Genomic DNA, 17533 nt, shown 5'->3' with positions numbered 1-17533 from the left:
TGATAGAAGAAAGGAATTTGCTATGCAGCAACTAATTTTTCAATGTTGGCATATACTTACAAATAAAGCATTTTTAATTTTATTGCTGATTATTAATATTCTTGGAACAATTTACGGATACTATTGGTATGGCGCTCAGCTAGCAACAACGGAGCCTATTTTTTATATTTTTGTTCCTGATAGTCCAACCGCTAGCTTATTTTTCTGCTTTGCTATTATTGGCTGGTTATTAGGCAAGCATGTTAAATTGATGGAAGTATTAGCCTTGGTGACATTAGTGAAATATGGTCTGTGGGCAGTTGTGATGAATTTATTAACGCTTGTTGAAACAGGCTATATTGGCTGGATGGGCTGGATGCTTGTATTTTCACATTTCATGATGGCGGTACAAGCTGTGCTGTACATACCAAAGTATCGCTTCCAATTTTGGCATGTTGCTGTAGCAGCAATTTGGACATTGCATAATGATGTCATTGATTATGTATTTGGTCAAATGCCTTACTACCGTATTTTAGATCAATTTGCTAGCCAAATCGGTTATTTCACATTTTGGTTATCTATAGTATGTATTGTAATTGCTTACTTTACATATAAAGGGAAGCTTCAACCAATAAGGGAATCGGATTTTTAAGGCTTATTTTCAATGTAGCTGCTTTTATTGAATCTAAGTTGATTATAGCGGAGCCCGCGCCTGTGAAAAGCTCCCCCATAGCGGAAATCAGCGATATTTTCAGTCTTTTATAAAGATAGACACCTCCATATGTCATTTAGCTTGTCAGCCGCAATTGATGGTGATGAGCCAATGTGTAATAAAAAGAGGTAATTGTTTGCATGAGTTGTCAAAACTATTTAAAATAGTAGTTGGAACTAAAGATAGAGGGGAAGAGAGCAGAAAATATGGCAATGTACATTATTTATTTTGCGATTGTGTTAATTTTACCAATCTATGCACAAATGAAAGTAAAAAGCACCTATAAAAAGTTTGCGCAAGTACCAGCTGCTAAAGGAATGTCTGGTGCTCAAGTAGCACGTATGATTTTAGATCAGCATGGATTGACTGATGTTCGTGTTGTACCAACGCAAGGGTTTTTATCTGACCATTATAATCCAGCAACAAAAACAGTAGCATTATCGGAGGATAACTACTACAATACGTCAATTGCTGGTACAGCAGTTGCGGCACACGAAGTAGGTCACGCAATTCAACATAAAGAAGCTTATTCATTTTTAACATTGCGTTCAAAGCTAGTACCAGTAGCAAATATTTCTTCAAATGCTTCATGGATATTTGTATTAATTGGTGTTATCGCATCACAACCAAATTTATTATTATTGGGTATCGTATTATTAGCTGCTGGTGTTGTGTTCCAAATCATAACATTACCAGTAGAGTTTGATGCATCGAAGCGAGCAATGAATGAAGTCGTTTCACTTGGTATTATCGGAAATAACGAAGAACGCTCTGCGAAAAAAGTATTAAATGCAGCCGCTATGACATACGTAGCAGCAGCAGCTGTAGCAGTGTTAGAGCTATTACGTTTAGTATTAATTTACACAGGTATGCGCTCAGATGATTAATAAAAAATGTAGGTGCGTTTTTGCACCTACATTTTTTTATGTTTTAATAGCAAGTATCTGATAACATTGCGAAACTTACCATTAGCCTTTATCGTTAATGAATCGGCTGTTTTTTATCATCTAAAGTAAAGCCTTCACCAGCCACATCACGTACATCTAAAATGGAAACGAATGCGTGTGGGTCGACTTCATGAATAATCGATTTTAAACGCACAATTTCATTGCGCCCAACGACACAATAAATTACATCCTTTTGCTCTTTTGTGAAATAGCCATGCCCTTCAAGAAGCGTAATGCCACGCTCCATTTTTTCCGCAATAATTGCTGCAATCGCATTTGTATGAGGAGAAATAATGATTGCCCCTTTTGCCGAATAGGCGCCGTCCTGCACAAAATCAATAACTCGTCCACCGACATAAACTGCTACAAGCGTATACATCATAGAGCGAGCATCTAAAAACGTCAGCCATGATAATAAAATAACGACTGCATCAAAGGCGAACATCGTTTTTCCCATAGACCAGCCAACATATTTATGAAGTAGCCTTGCGACAATATCGACGCCTCCTGTTGTCCCACCGAAACGAAAAACAATTCCTAATCCAAGCCCAACAAATACTCCCGCAAAAAGTGAGACGAGCAGTAAATCATCCTGCAAATTCATTTGAAATTCATATAGCTGGAAAATCTTTAGAAACAGCGAAACAGATGTAGTTCCGATTAACGTATAAATTAAAGATTTTTTTCCGAGTAAGCGCCAGCCAATAATAAACATCGGAATGTTTAATAGCAAGTTCAATAAGGCTGGGTCCCAATGTAGTGTAAAATATAAAATAAGTGTAATACCGCTAAAGCCACCCTCACCTAATTGGTTTTGCATATTAAAGTGGACAAAGCCGAAGCTAAAAATAGCTGTTCCAATTAGTATACCGATGATGTTGCGAATTTTGATGCCTTTCATCCTGTTCCTCCATTACATGCGTGAATTTTCTACTTCACGCACAAAAATTTGCATTTTCTCCACGCCTTTTATTATGTTTCATTTTTGATGTTTTGACAATACGCAGTGAAATCTATAAATTAAAGATAAGGAGTGATAGGATGACAACAGAAATAACAATGCAGCAATTGCAGCAACGTGTGGACGATTATATTGGACAATTCAAGGAAGGCTATTTCCCTCCTTTTGAGCTATTAGCGCGATTAACAGAGGAATTAGGTGAGCTATCACGCGAAGTCCAAGATGTTTACGGACAGAAAAAGAAGAAAGCAACAGAGGATATAGGTAGCATTGAAGAAGAGCTTGGAGACTTTTTCTTCGTGCTTGTATGCTTTGCCAATGCACAAGGGATTAAGCTAGACGAAGCACTTTTACGCGTGCTTCAGAAATTCGAAACACGCGATAAAGATCGCTGGACGAGAAAGGACGGGGAAGGATGATTAAAGTAGCAATTGCAGGTGCACGTGGAAAAATGGGAATTGAGGCTGTACATACCGTAATGAAGCGTGAAGGCTTAGCGCTTGTAGCAGTGCTTGATTATAAGGAAATAGGTGCAACACTGGGCGAGCTAGAACAATTTCCTAACGATTATCAAGTGCCTATTTTTACAAGCTTTGATGAGCTTGTTGCACAAACACAGCCAGATGTTTTAATTGATTTAACGAACCCACAATCCGTATATGAGCATACGAAGCAAGCATTATTACATAAAGTACGACCGGTTATTGGAACGACAGGCTTTACAGAGGAGCAACTAGAGGAGTTAACACAGCTTGCACAGGAACAACAAATTGGCTGCATTATCGCACCCAATTTTGCGTTAGGTGCTGTGTTGATGATGAAATTTGCGAAGGAGGCAGCGAAATACTTTAGCGATGTTGAAATTATCGAAATGCATCATGATAAAAAATTGGATGCACCGAGTGGTACAGGTGTGAAAACAGCGCAGATGATAGCGGAAGTACGCCAAGCAAAAGAGCAAGGCCATCCAGATGAGCATGAAACAATTACAGGCTCACGTGGAGGTGACTTCGACGGGATGCGTATTCACTCTGTCCGCTTGCCAGGCCTTGTAGCACATCAGCAAGTGCTATTTGGTGGGGAAGGACAGCTTTTGACAATTCGCCATGATTCATTAAATCGAGAATCATTTATGAGCGGTATTGTATTTTGTGTAGAAACGGTAGTCGGTATTGAGCATCTTGTGTATGGACTTGAAAATATACTTTAGAAATGGACTGACATGTGATGAAAATAGCATTAATTGCGCATGACCGTAAGAAGGACGATTTAGTTCAGTTTGCCATTGCTTACCAAGATATATTCGCACAGCACGATTTATACGCGACTGGAACAACAGGCTCACGCGTAGAGGAGGCAACAGGCTTAGCGATTACACGCTTTCGCTCAGGTCCTTTAGGTGGCGACCAACAAATAGGGGCGATGATTGCAAATAATGATATGGATATGGTGTTTTTCTTCCGTGATCCATTAACAGCACAGCCACATGAGCCTGATGTAACAGCACTCGTTCGCTTATGTGATGTCTATCATATTCCACTCGCAACGAATATGGGCACTGCTGAAATTTTATTAAAGGGCTTGCAAGAAGGTCTAGTTGATTGGCGCTTGATTGCGGAGCGCAGGCAGTAAAGAAGTTATGGAGGGGTACAATGAAAAAGCTAAAAATTGGTATTACATGTTATCCGACAGTCGGTGGTTCTGGTGTTATCGCAACAGAGCTTGGGAAAATGTTAGCGGAGCGTGGCCATGAAATTCATTTTATTACATCGAGCGTACCTTTTCGTTTAAATAAAATTTATTCAAATATTTTCTTTCATGAAGTGGAAGTAAACAATTACTCTGTTTTTCAATATCCACCATATGATATTGCATTAGCAAGTAAAATGGCTGATGTCATACAAAATGAAGAATTGGATATTTTACATGTCCATTATGCTGTTCCACATGCGGTTTGTGCAGTGCTAGCAAAAGCAATGTCAAAAAGAGATGTACGCATTATTACAACATTGCATGGAACAGACATAACAGTTTTAGGGCAAGATTCTGGCTTAACACAGGCAATTAAATATGGCATTGAGCAATCGGATATTGTCACAGCTGTTTCCGATGCATTAAAAGAGCAAACGTATGAGCTAATTGAGACGACAAAGCCGATTGAAACGGTGTATAACTTTGTTGACGAGGCAGTTTTTAAGCCATTAAATGCTGAATACTTAAAGGCACAGTTTGGCATCCAGCCACATGAAAAAGTATTGATTCATGTGTCAAACTTTAGAAAGATTAAAAATTTGCCAGATGTCATCGATTCATTTATGAAGGTGCGTGCACAAATGGAAGCAAAGCTGATTCTTGTAGGGGATGGTCCTGAAAAGCATCGCGTAATGGAGCGAGTAAAATGCTCACCATATAGTGCAGACATTTTGTTTTTAGGGAAGCAGGAAAATATCGCTGAGTTATATGCAATTAGTGATTTAAAGCTTTTATTATCAGAAAAAGAATCATTTGGCTTAGTGTTACTTGAAGCGATGGCATGTGGTGTTCCAGGTATTGGTACAGCAATCGGTGGTATACCTGAGGTTATTGAGCATGGTATAAACGGCTATATCGTTGATTTGCATGATACGGATGCAGTCGCTGCGTATGCCTTAACATTATTACAGGATGACAATAAGCTACAGCAATTCCGCACTGCTGCAATAGCCACAGCACAGGTCAAATTCCAATCTGAAAAAATTATTGCGCAATATGAGGACTTATATGCGCGTTTATTAGGAATGACAATATGATGTGGCAAGCGGCAAAGAGAGTAATTGAAAAAATAGAGCAGGCAGGCTTTGAAGCAGTTTTTGTAGGTGGTGTCGTACGCGATTTTATAATCGGCAAACAAAGCAATGATGTCGATGTAGCGACAAGCGCTTTGCCAGCAGAAGTAAAGGCTATTTTTCAGCAGACAATCGATGTAGGTATTGAGCATGGTACAGTGTTGGTACTTGATGAAGGTGAGCCAATTGAGGTGACGACCTATCGAACAGACGGGCTTTATACAGACCATCGTAGACCAGATGAGGTGCAATTTGTCCGCACTTTAGCAGAGGATTTGGCACGTCGTGATTTTACGATGAATGCAATGGCGATGACGCATACTGGTAAGATTATTGATTTATATAATGGGCAGCAGGATATTCAACATAAAGTAATTCGCGCTGTTGGGCATGCAGAGCGGCGCTTCCAAGAGGATGCACTGCGGATGATTCGTGCAATTCGCTTTAGCGCACAGCTCGGCTTTACGATTGAGCCTGACACGATGGCAGCGATTAAATCGTTAGCACAGCAAATTCAATATGTAGCAAAGGAGCGCATTCACGCAGAATTCAATAAAATGTGGGTAAGCCCTTTTCCAGCACAGGGCATTGCGATGCTTGAGCAAACAACATTGAGCAATTATTTGCAAGGCTCATTTACAGCAAGTGATTGGAACCAATTCCAAACAGACAATCAGCTCGTTGGCTGGGCTTATTTTTATATTTTAAACGAGGAAGAGTCCTTTTTTGCCTATTATAAATGCTCAAATAAGGAAAAGGTATTTGCCAAGCAAGTAGCACAGGCTTATCGTAGGCTACACGAGGGCTGGCAAGTGCTAGATTATTTTTACTATGCGCTTGAAGTATTAGAAGCAGCCTATGATATTGCATTATGGCGAGGCGACAATATCGCGTTTTCTAAGCAAGAAATTGTAGCTAACAAGACAGCATTGCCAATTGCTACAATACAGCAGCTTGCAATCAGTGGACATGACTTGATGCAATGGTCGCAGGCAAAGGGCGGTGCATGGCTGAAAGAAGCATTACATGCAGCGCTGCTCGCTGTATTAACGAAGCAAGTGGAAAATAATAAAGACCAATTAAAGGAATGGTTTCATGACATCTATCAAGGATAAAATATTGCAGCGCTTTTTAACTGCAAACGGTGAGCCGATTAGTGGGCAGCAATTAGCGGATGAGCTGCATGTTTCCAGAACGGCTATTTGGAAGCATATGCAAGCACTTCAGCAAGATGGCTACACATTTGATACAGTGAAGAAAAAGGGCTATCGCCTCATTGCCAAATCAAACAAGCTCGATGAAATGCAAATTGCCACACATTTGGCAACAGCTCGCTATGGGCATAAAATTTATCATTACGATGAAGTAGACTCGACACAGCTTGTTGCACATGAATTAATTCGCAATGGTGCAGCAGATGGTACGGTTGTTATTGCTGAGACGCAAACAGCAGGGCGTGGACGCATGCAGCGTCCTTGGGATTCAGCACAAGGACAGGGTGTTTGGATGACAACGATCGTTCGTCCAAATATATTGCCACATCAAGCACCACAATTCACACTTGTAACGGCTGTGGCTCTTGTTCATGCAATGAGTGATGTCTGTTATAATTTTAAGCCATCCATTAAATGGCCAAATGATATTTTAATTAACGGCAAAAAATGTGCTGGTATTTTAACGGAAATGGTGGCAGAGGCAGATCGCATACAAGCATTGTTAATTGGTACAGGAATTAATGTTAACCAGCAGCAAGCTGATTTCCCAGAGGAGCTACATAGCATTGCGACATCCATGGCAATTGAAGAAGGAGAAAAAATTGACCGTGCCATATTCGTTGCAAAATACCTTGGCTATTTAGAGCAATTTGGCGACATATATGTTAAGCAAGGCTTTGTGCCAATTAAAAAATTGTGGGAGGCAGCTTCTAGCACAATTGGCAAGCATGTACGTGCAACTACATTGCGCGAAGTGATTGAAGGCGAAGCGGTTGGTATTACAGAAACAGGCGTCCTTGAAATTCGCACAGCAAATGGCGAAATTAAAAGTGTTTACTCTGCGGATATAGAGGTACAATAATTAGCAGATAACTCGTGAGAAAGCGCAGATATCTTGGAGAACTCGCAAATAAAGCGTGAAAAGCGCAAATATCTTGAGAAATTTGCAGATAACTCATGAGAAAGCGCAGATATCCTGAGAAAAGCGCAAATAAAGCGTGAAAAAGCGTAGATATCCTGGAGAACTCGCAGATAAAGTGTGAGAAGCGCAGATATCTTAGGGAAATTCGCAGATAACTTGTGAAAAAGCGCAGATATCTTAGGGAAATTCGCAGATATCTTGGAGAACTCGCAAATAAAGCGTGAAAAAGCGTAGATATCCTGGAGAATTCGCAGATAACTCATGAGAAGCGCAGATATCCTGAGAAATTCGCAAATAACTCGTGAAAAAGCGCAGATATCTTAGGGAAATTCGCAGATAAAGCATGAAAATTCGCAAATATTGTGAGCAAATCGCACATAACTTAATGAAAAATCACAGTACATTGTACTGTACGTTTTCCATAAAACTTGTTATAGTATGCTTAAGGACAGTATCTATATAGAACTGTACCAGCAATAAATACTAATAAACAATAGTCTGCCTTGATCTTATTAGACAGGGACGGGAGAAAACGAAAGCGTTTAGAATGTGTACAACGCAATCCTTCTGTCCAATTTTGGATAGAAGGATTTTTTATGTTTTCTTCTCATACAACAAGGAGGATGCATATGAAAACAACAAGTGATTTTTTGAAAATGAAGCAGCAAGGTGAAAAAATCGTCATGATTACTGCATACGATTACCCGAATGCTAAATTTTCTGAGGATGCGGCAGTCGATATGATTTTAGTCGGTGATTCTTTAGGGATGGTTGTACTTGGCTATGAATCAACAATGCGTGTGACAGTTGATGACATGATTCATCACAGCAAGGCAGTGCGCCGCGGTGCGCCAAACACATTTATTGTCGTAGATATGCCATTTGGTTCCTATCATGGCGATGTAAATGACACATTAAAAACAGCTGTCCGTATGATGCAGGAAACGAATGCTAATGCATTAAAGCTTGAAGGAGCAGGCGATGTAATTCCTGTCATTAAGAAGCTAACAGATGCAGGCATACCTGTTGTCGCACATTTAGGCTTATTGCCACAATCAGCGGGGGTGCTCGGTGGCTATAAAGTGCAAGGGAAAACAGCTGAGCAAGCACAGCAGCTTATTGAAGATGCAAGGGCATGTGAGGAGGCAGGGGCAGCAGCCGTTGTATTAGAGTGTATTCCACATCAGCTAACAGAGGCAGTTTCACAGGCTTTAACGATTCCGACAATCGGTATCGGAGCAGGTGCTGAAGCGGATGGGCAAGTGCTTGTATTCCACGATTTAGTGCAATACGGCAAGCACCATATTCCGAAGTTTGTTAAAGCATTTGCACATGTTGGTGATGAAGTTGAGCATGGTATTACAAGCTATGTACGTGAAGTAAAGACAGGCACATTCCCTGCGAAAGAGCATCAATTTACAATGAAAGATGAAGAACTGAACCAGCTATATGGAGGCGTCAAATAAATGAAAGTTGTCACAACGATTGCGGAGCTAAAGCAATTCGTCCAACAAACGAAGAAAGAACAAAAAACAATCGGTCTTGTTCCGACGATGGGCTATTTGCACGATGGACATTTAACACTTGCTCGCACAGCAAAGGCAGACAACGATGTTGTCATTATGAGCATCTTCGTCAATCCAACACAATTTGGACCAAACGAGGATTTTGAATCATACCCGCGCGATTTACCACGCGATACGGAGCTAGCACAGTCTGCAGGCGTTGATGTAATTTTTGCACCAAGCGTGGAGGAAATGTATCCAGCAGACGGTGGCATTAAGCTATTAGTAGGACGTCAGGCAACGATTTTATGCGGTGCAAGCAGACCAGGACATTTCGATGGAGTTGTGCAAGTTGTCGCAAAGCTATTCCATTTAGCAGAGCCGATGCGCGCTTATTTCGGGCAAAAGGATGCCCAACAAGTTGCGATTATTGAGACGCTGGTGCGCGATTTTAATTTCCCTCTAGAAATTAAAACGATTGCGATTGTTCGTGAAGAGGATGGGCTTGCAAAATCGAGTCGCAATGTCTATTTATCAGAGCAAGAGCGGGCGGAAGCACCAGCAATTTTTGCGGCATTAAATATAGCGAAGGCACATTTTTTACAAACGCAAAATGCACAGGAAGCCATTGCGCTTGCTGACAAGCATATTACGACAAATACAGCAGGTCGCATTGATTATTTACAGCTTTTAAGCTATCCTGATTTAGCAGCAATTACAGCGCAAACAAATAAATTTTTACTAGCAGTAGCTGTTTATATTGGTAAAACGAGACTAATTGACAATTTAATTTTTCAAATAGAAGGAGAATAAACAATGTTTCGCATGATGATGAATAGCAAAATCCACCGTGCACAAGTAACACAGGCGGATTTAAACTATGTTGGCTCAATTACAATTGATGAGGATATTTTAGATGCAGTAGGTATGCTGCCGAACGAAAAAGTGCATATTGTCAACAACAATAACGGGGCACGCTTTGAAACATATATTATCGCAGGAGAGCGTGGCAGTGGCGTTATTTGTGTTAATGGTGCAGCTGCACGCCTTGTACAAAAGGGCGATATCGTTATTATTATTTCATACGTTTATGTGGACGCAAATGAAGCACGTGACCATAAGCCAACTGTAGCGATTATGGGTGACAATAACACGATTAAGCAAATGATTAGCTACGAGCCAGAAGCAACAGTGATGTAGGGCAATAAAAGAGGTGTGAGCTTAAGCTCACACCTCTTATTTTATGGATTTGCTGCCCAAATTTCAATTTCGATTTTGATTTCTGGCAAGCCAAGTGCAGCAATATAGCCTATTGTCATTGCTGGGTATTCTTTTTCGAAGAAATCGTCCCATTCCTTATAAAAATAATGCCAATCAATCAGCTCTGTTGCCCAAACATTTACTTTAATAATGTTTGTTGCATCTAAATTTTCTGACTGTAAAGCTAGCTTAATATTTTGGAACGTGTTGTGCATTTGCTCATTGAATGTCTCAGGTAAATGTCCTGTCATACCTGTACCAATTTGTCCTGATAACACAAATAGCTCTGCATTTCTTGGGATTTTCGTTATGTGTGTGTAGTTGCCAACAGGCTTTGGCATTGTTGTTGGATTTGTTCTCATAATTTGATTCATTTATGTCACCTCATCATTATATTGCTACTGCATTTGCTAAAAATGGGCACACTTCTCCCTTTAAGTATTTTTTAGAAAAAAACAGCAGTGGAATATCCATATCCAGATGATAAAAACAACAATATTTTTTTCTTCATACGATGGATACCCTCCTTAACAAATGATTGAAGTATTATGCTTTATTGTACTATGAACTGACAATATTTTAAAACCCCTTCTTCCAAAATCTATAAAGGTATGCTACACTATAACTAATTTAAATGAACGGAGGTGAAAAAGAATGATTCAAAACGCTATGACTACAGGTGTAAAAGTGGATACTGCAATGTACTTTGCACGTGTAATTACTTTTGATTTTGCGAACAACGGGACGAGTATGTCCTTTTTTAAGCAAATCAAAATACGAAACGTAGCGGATTAACCATTCTTTTTCACGAGCAATTAAGGAAAAGACTGCATGTTAATGTGCAGTCTTTTTTTGACGTTCAAAATGCCTTTTCCGCACGTTATTTGGGGGCATAACAATGCAAATAAAAGCAGAGCAGATTACTAAAACACTTGGTAGCAATGAAATTTTTACAGGACTACAGCTAGAGGTTAATACAGGAGAGCATATTGCCGTTGTCGGTCCAAACGGCTGTGGCAAAACGACATTGCTGCGCCTATTAGCAGGCGAGGACACACCAGATACAGGTCGTATTATTAAAAGCAAGGAAGCAACGCTTGGTTATTTACATCAAATACCGAGCTATCCAGCATATACGGTGAGAGCCGTGTTAGAGGAAGCCTTTGCTTCGATTTTTGCCTTGAAGGAAAAAATGGAGTTATTTGAGCAGCAAATGCAGGCGGGGGAAATAGCCGAAAAGCTTTTACAGCAATACGGGCAAATACAGGAGCAATTTATGCAAGAAGGTGGCTATGAGCTAGATTCTCAGCTGATTGCCGTTGCCAATGGCTTAGGCATTCATCCTTTTTTAGCACAACCATTTGAAGCATTAAGTGGTGGTGAGAAAACAAAGGTGATGCTAGGGCAAATTTTATTGCAAAACCCATCAATTTTATTATTAGATGAGCCAACAAATCATTTAGATATGCGGGCAATTGAATGGCTTGAGGGGCATGTGCAAAAATTTGATGGCATCGTCATTGTCGTTTCACATGACCGTCAATTTATGAATCAGGTTGCACAAAAAATAGTGGAAATAGAAGATGGCGAGGCCCACACTTATCATGGTAATTATGATGCATTTGTCCAGCAAAAGCAGGAAAAAATTGAACAGCAATTTGCGCAATATGAGGAACAACAGAAGAAAATCAAAAAGATGCAGGAAGCAATTAAACGGCTAAAGCAATGGGCAAATGAAGCGAATCCGCCTAGCGATAGCTTGCACCGTCGAGCGAAGAGCATGGAGAAGGCGTTAGCGAGAATGGAGAGAGTGAAAAAGCCATCGAACATAAAAAAGATGAATTTATCATTAACAATGTCAGAGCGCAGTGGCAAGGAAGTCGTAGCCTTTGAAAATGTTACACATCGCTATGAGCGTATACTATTTGCTGATAGTGACTTATCTGTCTATTTCCAAGACAGACTAGCCATTGTTGGTGACAACGGCTGCGGCAAGTCGACGCTGCTAAAAATGATAACGGGTGAAGTCACACCACAGCTGGGAAGCTGTAAGCTTGGCAGCAATGTTAAAATTGGCTACTTATCACAGCAATTTGATTATCGCGATACGGAGGCACGGGTAGTAGATGTTTTCCGTGAAGCAGTAGCTGTCTCCGAGGCAGAGGCACGCCACATACTAGCGCAGTTTCTATTTTACGGATATGATGTCTTCAAAAAAATCAAAAATTTAAGTGGTGGCGAAAAAATGCGCTTACGTCTTGCGCAGCTGATGCATCAACAAATCAATTTATTGGTGCTAGATGAGCCGACCAACCATCTTGATATTGAATCACGTGAAGTGCTAGAGGATACCTTGGAAACCTTTGAAGGGACAGTTATCGCTGTCTCACATGATCGTTATTTTTTACAAAAGCTATTCACGAAAATAGCATGGGTTGAGCATCAGCGAATTGCAGTGTATGACGGTGATTATGAGTGGGCAAAAGCAAAGCGTACAGTTGTTGAAAAAGCACCAGTCGAGAAAGTTCAACGTCAAAAAGCACGCTCTACTTTAGAACAAATCGAAAAATTAGAAATCAAATTAAAGGAACCAACACTTGCTGCTATACAGCGTACAAAACTAGAGCAGCAACTAGAAGCATTGTATGAGCAGTGGTTACGAGAGGAATAGGAGGTGAAGACCACATGTGGTTATTATTTTTATAAGCCGATACGAGTGATGAAACGCTCGTATCGATAGTCACTATCGATACGGAAAAAATATCTTTTTTCGGAGGTAGTGCAAAATGGAACAATTGCAATTTGAACTCAAACAAGCAACAGTGAACTATTTAGATAAGGAAATTTTAAATATCCCGTATTTAGCTGTACATCAATTGGAGCGTATCGGTATTGTGGGGGATAACGGCGCAGGCAAAAGCACATTGCTCAAGCTGTTGGCAGGAAAAATTTCTCCAACGACAGGTCATGTCAAAAGCTTTGTTGATGCGCTTTATATGGATCAAATCGACTTACAAGTAACGCAGGATATTGACTATGCATTGCAAGGTAAACTTAATATTCAAGGTATGGCTGAGCATTTAAGCGGTGGCGAGCGAACGAGACGCAAGCTAGCCGAGCTTTTATCGACGTATGCACCTTGTTATTTATTAGATGAGCCTACATCGCATTTAGATCGAGATGGTATTCAATTTTTAATTGATGAGCTAACGCATTATTATGGAACATTGATTATCGTTAGCCATGACCGAGCTTTGTTAGATGCCTTAGTCGATACGATTTGGGAAGTAAAGGATGGCGCAATACATGTGTACACAGGTAATTACAGCTCCTATAAAGAACAAAAGAAATTAGAGCGCCAGCAACAGCAAGTCGCACATGAGGCATACGTAAAGGAAAAAGGTCGGCTAGAAGCTGCTGCTACAGATAAAATGAAGCGAGCCGAGCAAATGGCACAAGCAAAAAATATGTCCCGTAAAGAAGCAAAGGCAAAGCCAAACCGCATGTTTGAAACAAAATCCAAAGCCTCTGGGCAAAAGGCATTGCACCGAGCAGCAAAGGCGATGGAAGAGCGTGTCCAGCAGCTACAGGCAGTAGAAAAGCCTGAGGCGGAGCGAGTATTTCATTTTGCGCACAAAGCAATTACTGAGCTGCATAATAAAGTGCCGATTTTAGCGAATGATTTTACATTAATGGCTGGAGACAAGCTATTATTAGAGCGCGTTTCCTTCCAAATCCGTCAAGGGCAAAAAATTGCTATTACAGGTGCAAACGGAAGTGGCAAAAGCACATTGCTAAAGGCGATTGCTGACGGTATAGAGGGCATTGATATATCACCAAAAGTGAAAATCGGCTATTTTCAGCAAATGAGCTATCGGTTTGTGCAAGCTCAAACATTGCTACAATTTATGAAATCACAATCAGCCTATGATGAAGGCTTTTTGCGAAAAATCTTAGCTGCCATGCATTTTACACAAACGGACTTGCGAAAAAGCGTTTGTGAGCTAAGCGGTGGTGAAGCAATGCGCCTGCAGTTAGCTTTATTATTTGTTGGAGATTATAATGTGCTACTGCTTGATGAACCGACAAATTTTTTAGATATTACATTATTGGAAGCATTGGAGCGCTTTATTTTAGGCTATCAAGGAACAGTGTTAATCGTTTCGCATGATGAGGCATTTTTACAACAAACAGCAACAGTACGTTATCATTTAGTGGAACAGAAATTGCTGTTACAATAAGGAAAAGTGAGAATGGAATTTGTTTTCCATTCTCGCTTTTTCATGTATACTATAGAAAAGTAATGGAAATGAGGTGTATATATGGGAAAAGCTATCAAGGGGATTGCAATCATATGCCTATACTGTTTTCCATTTGTCTATTTTTCTATGTATCAAGATTTTACGCATCATTCAATGCTAGGCTACATATTGATGATTGTTGTGACAGTTGGCTTGGCATACATAGCAAAACGATATGGTTATATCAAATTTGTCATTATAGGAAATCTTATCTCAGCAATTGTCTCTTATTTTTTTATTGGAACAATGGCAGAGAACGAAAATTGGGGTGGCTTTTTTAAGCCTTTTTCGCCAGAGGGAATGCTGTTGCTTGCTAGCTGTTTAAATATTATTCCACAGTTGCTAGCAATGATCTTTACTCAGAAAAAAATTCAGGAGGATAACCAATGAAAAAGCTGATATTTTTAATGCTTGTAACGATTGTATGCTTAGTAGGCTGCCAAGAACAAAGCGCAGTGGAATTAACAAAAATGCCGAAAAAAGTTGCAGAAGTGATCCAGCCTGATTTAACCTTGCAAGGAATATCTACAACAAAAGGGGTGTCCTATGTTATTTATCGCACTACAGGGGAGGTAAAAATGTCCTTTGTAGAAGAGAACGATGAGCAAAGAGTATATTTAACAGAAACCGAATCAGACTCAGACTCAAAGGAATTAAAAACGTATCTTTACAAAATCCCTAAAATGAAATCAAAAGCAGAGGATAAATATTTTTCAGTGTATATTAATGATGAGCTTGCACCTTTTGATATGATGATTGCGGCTGAGGTGGATTAAGATGGGCTATATTAAAAAATTGCGAAAAGTAGTGGGTAGCCGACCACTCATTATGGTTGGCGCTTGTGTGATAATTATCAATGAACAAAATGAACTGCTTTTACAGCACCGCAAGGACAATGGCTGTTGGGGGTTGATTGGTGGTTCGATGGAGCTTGGGGAATCATTAGAGCAAGTTGCATATCGTGAAATGCTAGAAGAAACAGGGCTACAAGCACAACAGCTAATCTTATTACAAACGTATTCAGGGGAAGGCTTTTATTATCAATATCCACATGGTGATGAGGTCTATTTAGTTGTTACAACATATGAATGCAAGCAATTTGCTGGAGAATTAAAGCATGACGAGGAAGAAGCGTTTGAAGTAAGGTTTTTTCCTATAGAGCAATTGCCTGTTAATTTAAATCAAGTCGACCAACCTATTATAAAAGATTATATAAAAAAAGCATGAAATCATGTTAGATTCCATGCGTTTTTAGTTATCTCGCTTTCACACAAAACGTAGACATCGGCTTTATTTCCTTCACTTCTTTCAAAGCCTCAATTTGTGCAAGTAATAGCTGTTTCAATTTGGCTGGGATTTGTGGTAGCCCCTCTAGCTCCTCGGGATAGAATGAAAGCGCCGCATCTACCTCCCAGTCACCGTCCTGTAAATCAGGGGAGTAAATATTATCTTTTTTGTCGATTGTCCAGCCACTTTTATTGAGTGCTTGTTCAATATCCTTCGGGTAAAACATCGTACGTACATTGGATTCACTGCTTGTTTTAAAGCTTTCAATAATCGCTTGAATGGATACTGCTGTAAAATGCGGTAGCTGCTCTGCAAGCTCAATGCAAGGGTTCCATTCAGCTAAGCAAAGGTGTTGTCCCCATGGCCTAATGCGCATTAACATTTTTTCTAGCATTTCATAGCTAGCAAAATACCAAATACAGTGTGACAAAACGATATAGTCAAATTGCTTGTCTTGAAATGTCACCTGTTCATTGAAAATATCGATGTTAAAATCAATGCGCAATTGTTGTCCTAGTTCACTTTGCAATAAACGCTCCCTCGCTTGACCTAGCGTTTCAGGTGCACCGTACCTTGCATCTGCCACATCTATGCCATGTACAAAGCCTGTAGCGCCAACTGTATAGGCAAGTGCAGCAAGCGTATCGCCTTGCCCACAGCCAATTTCTAACACGTTTGCCCCTTTAGGAATTCCCCAAAAGTCAATTAATTGTAGGCGATGTGCTGTTTGAATTTGTTGAATCTGGTGAGCCGATGCTGGCATAGCCATTGCTTGAAGTAAAGCATCTACCTTCACCATTAGCTCTGCGCCTGCATATATACTTCTTCGTATGGCTGGACAATGACGAAGCCATCACCCTCAAAGCGCATTTGGAAGGATTCGCCACTGCCGCGCCCTAGGAATGTTTTAAAGGAAATATCTGTTTGGAACTCGGGCTGTAAATTGCCTGACCATGCAACCGTTGCATTCGGGTCTGTAATGATTGGATTACCTGGTGTGACGCGTAAAGTGAGTGGTTCATAATGTGTTGTAATTGCTACAAGACCTGTTCCCTCACAGCGAATATTAAATAAGCCCCCCGCCATCATGCCTGCTACTTTTCTCATTAATTTAATTTCATGCTTAATCGTTGGCTCAAAAGCGAGTAAGTCATTGCCGTTCACATAAATTGCTTCATTTTGTAAATGTAAAATAATAATTTTCTTACCGCTGTCTGCTAGGTAAAGCTTACCTTTACCTGTTGCTTTCATTAAAGAGGCACCTTCACCTGTCAGCGCCTTTTTAAATAATGAACCAAGCCCGTGCTCTAAAATGCCTTCACGCTCAAATTTAATTTGCCCATTATAGGCAACCATGGAGCCCGCCTTCGCCCAAACGAGGTTATCTAAATTGACCTCTAGCATACGCGGTGTTTCTAGCTCAAAAAAGCCTTCTCCACGATCAACCTGCTCCGTTTGCTTAATAAATTCCGAAATTGAATATTTACTCATGTTGTCACGACCTCTCGTTTTTTACTAATACGTGAAAATGATATTATAGGTTTCAAAAAATTATGATTTTTTCATGCTTTTTCATGCTTTACATATACGTAAAATACTATAACAAGTTTCAAAAAATTA

At 40.0% G+C, this 17533-nt stretch carries 21 protein-coding genes; 17 read left to right on the top strand and 4 right to left on the bottom strand.

All coding sequences use genetic code 11. The annotated features are described in order from the left end of the window. Positions 1–22 precede the first annotated feature (22 nt). Complete coding sequence (lhaT, locus tag R6U77_RS17725; RefSeq protein WP_319836656.1) at positions 23–631, top strand: lipoprotein heptaprenylglyceryl N-acetyltransferase LhaT; 609 nt, start codon at positions 23–25, stop codon at positions 629–631. A gap of 266 nt (positions 632–897) precedes the next feature. Further along, positions 898–1578, top strand: a complete 681-nt coding sequence (locus R6U77_RS17720; RefSeq protein WP_293921027.1) for a zinc metallopeptidase — start codon at positions 898–900, stop codon at positions 1576–1578. Positions 1579–1672: 94 nt separating this feature from the next. Here the strand turns inward: R6U77_RS17720 and R6U77_RS17715 are convergent, their stop codons facing one another. Then, positions 1673–2539, bottom strand: coding sequence for a YitT family protein (locus tag R6U77_RS17715; RefSeq protein WP_293921026.1), 867 nt, complete (start codon positions 2537–2539; stop codon positions 1673–1675). 140 nt (positions 2540–2679) lie between these two features. Here R6U77_RS17715 and R6U77_RS17710 point away from each other — a divergent pair, with 140 nt between their 5' ends. The 9 genes from R6U77_RS17710 (at position 2680) to panD (ending at position 10265) form a co-directional block, all read left to right on the top strand. Beyond that, the gene (locus tag R6U77_RS17710; RefSeq protein WP_293921025.1) at positions 2680–3018 is read left to right on the top strand and encodes a nucleotide pyrophosphohydrolase; all 339 of its coding nucleotides are present in this window, start codon (positions 2680–2682) and stop codon (positions 3016–3018) included. Next, positions 3015–3809 (top strand): 4-hydroxy-tetrahydrodipicolinate reductase, encoded by a 795-nt coding sequence (gene dapB, locus R6U77_RS17705; protein WP_319836655.1) that lies wholly within the window; start codon positions 3015–3017, stop codon positions 3807–3809. The genes R6U77_RS17710 and dapB overlap by 4 nt, the downstream gene beginning before the upstream one ends. 17 nt (positions 3810–3826) lie before the next feature. After that, on the top strand, positions 3827–4231 hold the full coding sequence (mgsA, locus tag R6U77_RS17700) for a methylglyoxal synthase (RefSeq protein ID WP_293921023.1): 405 nt from the start codon (positions 3827–3829) through the stop codon (positions 4229–4231). A gap of 20 nt (positions 4232–4251) precedes the next feature. Continuing rightward, positions 4252–5388: an N-acetyl-alpha-D-glucosaminyl L-malate synthase BshA gene (bshA, locus tag R6U77_RS17695; RefSeq protein ID WP_319836654.1), complete on the top strand. Its 1137-nt coding sequence runs from the start codon at positions 4252–4254 to the stop codon at positions 5386–5388. Continuing rightward, on the top strand, positions 5385–6539 hold the full coding sequence (locus R6U77_RS17690) for a CCA tRNA nucleotidyltransferase (protein ID WP_319836653.1): 1155 nt from the start codon (positions 5385–5387) through the stop codon (positions 6537–6539). The genes bshA and R6U77_RS17690 overlap by 4 nt, the downstream gene beginning before the upstream one ends. Further along, the gene (locus R6U77_RS17685) at positions 6520–7500 is read left to right on the top strand and encodes a biotin--[acetyl-CoA-carboxylase] ligase (RefSeq protein ID WP_319836652.1); all 981 of its coding nucleotides are present in this window, start codon (positions 6520–6522) and stop codon (positions 7498–7500) included. The genes R6U77_RS17690 and R6U77_RS17685 overlap by 20 nt, the downstream gene beginning before the upstream one ends. Positions 7501–8189: 689 nt before the next feature. Continuing rightward, positions 8190–9026, top strand: coding sequence for a 3-methyl-2-oxobutanoate hydroxymethyltransferase (gene panB, locus R6U77_RS17680; RefSeq protein WP_319836651.1), 837 nt, complete (start codon positions 8190–8192; stop codon positions 9024–9026). Next, positions 9027–9878, top strand: a complete 852-nt coding sequence (gene panC / locus R6U77_RS17675) for a pantoate--beta-alanine ligase (protein ID WP_319836650.1) — start codon at positions 9027–9029, stop codon at positions 9876–9878. A 3-nt stretch (positions 9879–9881) separates the two neighbouring features. After that, the gene (gene panD / locus R6U77_RS17670) at positions 9882–10265 is read left to right on the top strand and encodes an aspartate 1-decarboxylase (RefSeq protein WP_293921015.1); all 384 of its coding nucleotides are present in this window, start codon (positions 9882–9884) and stop codon (positions 10263–10265) included. Between the two features lie 41 nt (positions 10266–10306). On the opposite strand, the gene R6U77_RS17665 is transcribed toward panD, so the two are convergent. Then, complete coding sequence (locus R6U77_RS17665; protein ID WP_319836649.1) at positions 10307–10699, bottom strand: RidA family protein; 393 nt, start codon at positions 10697–10699, stop codon at positions 10307–10309. 280 nt (positions 10700–10979) lie between these two features. Between R6U77_RS17665 and R6U77_RS17660 the strand changes: the two genes are divergently transcribed. The 6 genes from R6U77_RS17660 (at position 10980) to R6U77_RS17635 (ending at position 15853) form a co-directional block, all read left to right on the top strand. Continuing rightward, positions 10980–11120, top strand: coding sequence for an RAxF-45 family protein (locus R6U77_RS17660; RefSeq protein ID WP_319836648.1), 141 nt, complete (start codon positions 10980–10982; stop codon positions 11118–11120). A gap of 103 nt (positions 11121–11223) precedes the next feature. Next, complete coding sequence (abc-f, locus tag R6U77_RS17655) at positions 11224–12996, top strand: ribosomal protection-like ABC-F family protein (protein ID WP_319836647.1); 1773 nt, start codon at positions 11224–11226, stop codon at positions 12994–12996. Between the two features lie 115 nt (positions 12997–13111). Next, on the top strand, positions 13112–14566 hold the full coding sequence (gene abc-f, locus R6U77_RS17650; RefSeq protein WP_319836646.1) for a ribosomal protection-like ABC-F family protein: 1455 nt from the start codon (positions 13112–13114) through the stop codon (positions 14564–14566). An 81-nt stretch (positions 14567–14647) separates the two neighbouring features. Then, on the top strand, positions 14648–15016 hold the full coding sequence (locus R6U77_RS17645; RefSeq protein ID WP_319836645.1) for a hypothetical protein: 369 nt from the start codon (positions 14648–14650) through the stop codon (positions 15014–15016). Further along, positions 15013–15402 carry a hypothetical protein gene (locus R6U77_RS17640; protein ID WP_319836644.1) on the top strand — a complete coding sequence of 130 codons (390 nt, stop codon included), beginning with the start codon at positions 15013–15015 and terminating at the stop codon, positions 15400–15402. Before R6U77_RS17645 ends, R6U77_RS17640 begins: the two co-directional genes overlap by 4 nt. 1 nt (position 15403) lies before the next feature. Further along, positions 15404–15853 carry an NUDIX hydrolase gene (locus R6U77_RS17635; RefSeq protein ID WP_319836643.1) on the top strand — a complete coding sequence of 150 codons (450 nt, stop codon included), beginning with the start codon at positions 15404–15406 and terminating at the stop codon, positions 15851–15853. Between the two features lie 28 nt (positions 15854–15881). On the opposite strand, the gene R6U77_RS17630 is transcribed toward R6U77_RS17635, so the two are convergent. Together R6U77_RS17630 and R6U77_RS17625 are read right to left on the bottom strand one after the other, a co-directional pair. Further along, positions 15882–16712 (bottom strand): class I SAM-dependent methyltransferase, encoded by an 831-nt coding sequence (locus R6U77_RS17630; protein ID WP_319836642.1) that lies wholly within the window; start codon positions 16710–16712, stop codon positions 15882–15884. Beyond that, positions 16712–17404: an AIM24 family protein gene (locus tag R6U77_RS17625; RefSeq protein WP_293921006.1), complete on the bottom strand. Its 693-nt coding sequence runs from the start codon at positions 17402–17404 to the stop codon at positions 16712–16714. The genes R6U77_RS17630 and R6U77_RS17625 overlap by 1 nt, the downstream gene beginning before the upstream one ends. Between the last annotated feature and the right edge of the window lie 129 nt (positions 17405–17533).

This window comes from Lysinibacillus louembei (genome assembly GCF_033880585.1).
GTDB classification, from domain to species: domain Bacteria; phylum Bacillota; class Bacilli; order Bacillales_A; family Planococcaceae; genus Metasolibacillus; species Metasolibacillus louembei.
The sequence above is the reverse complement of the archived record's forward strand: the minus strand, read 5'-3'. Positions and strand labels throughout refer to the sequence as shown.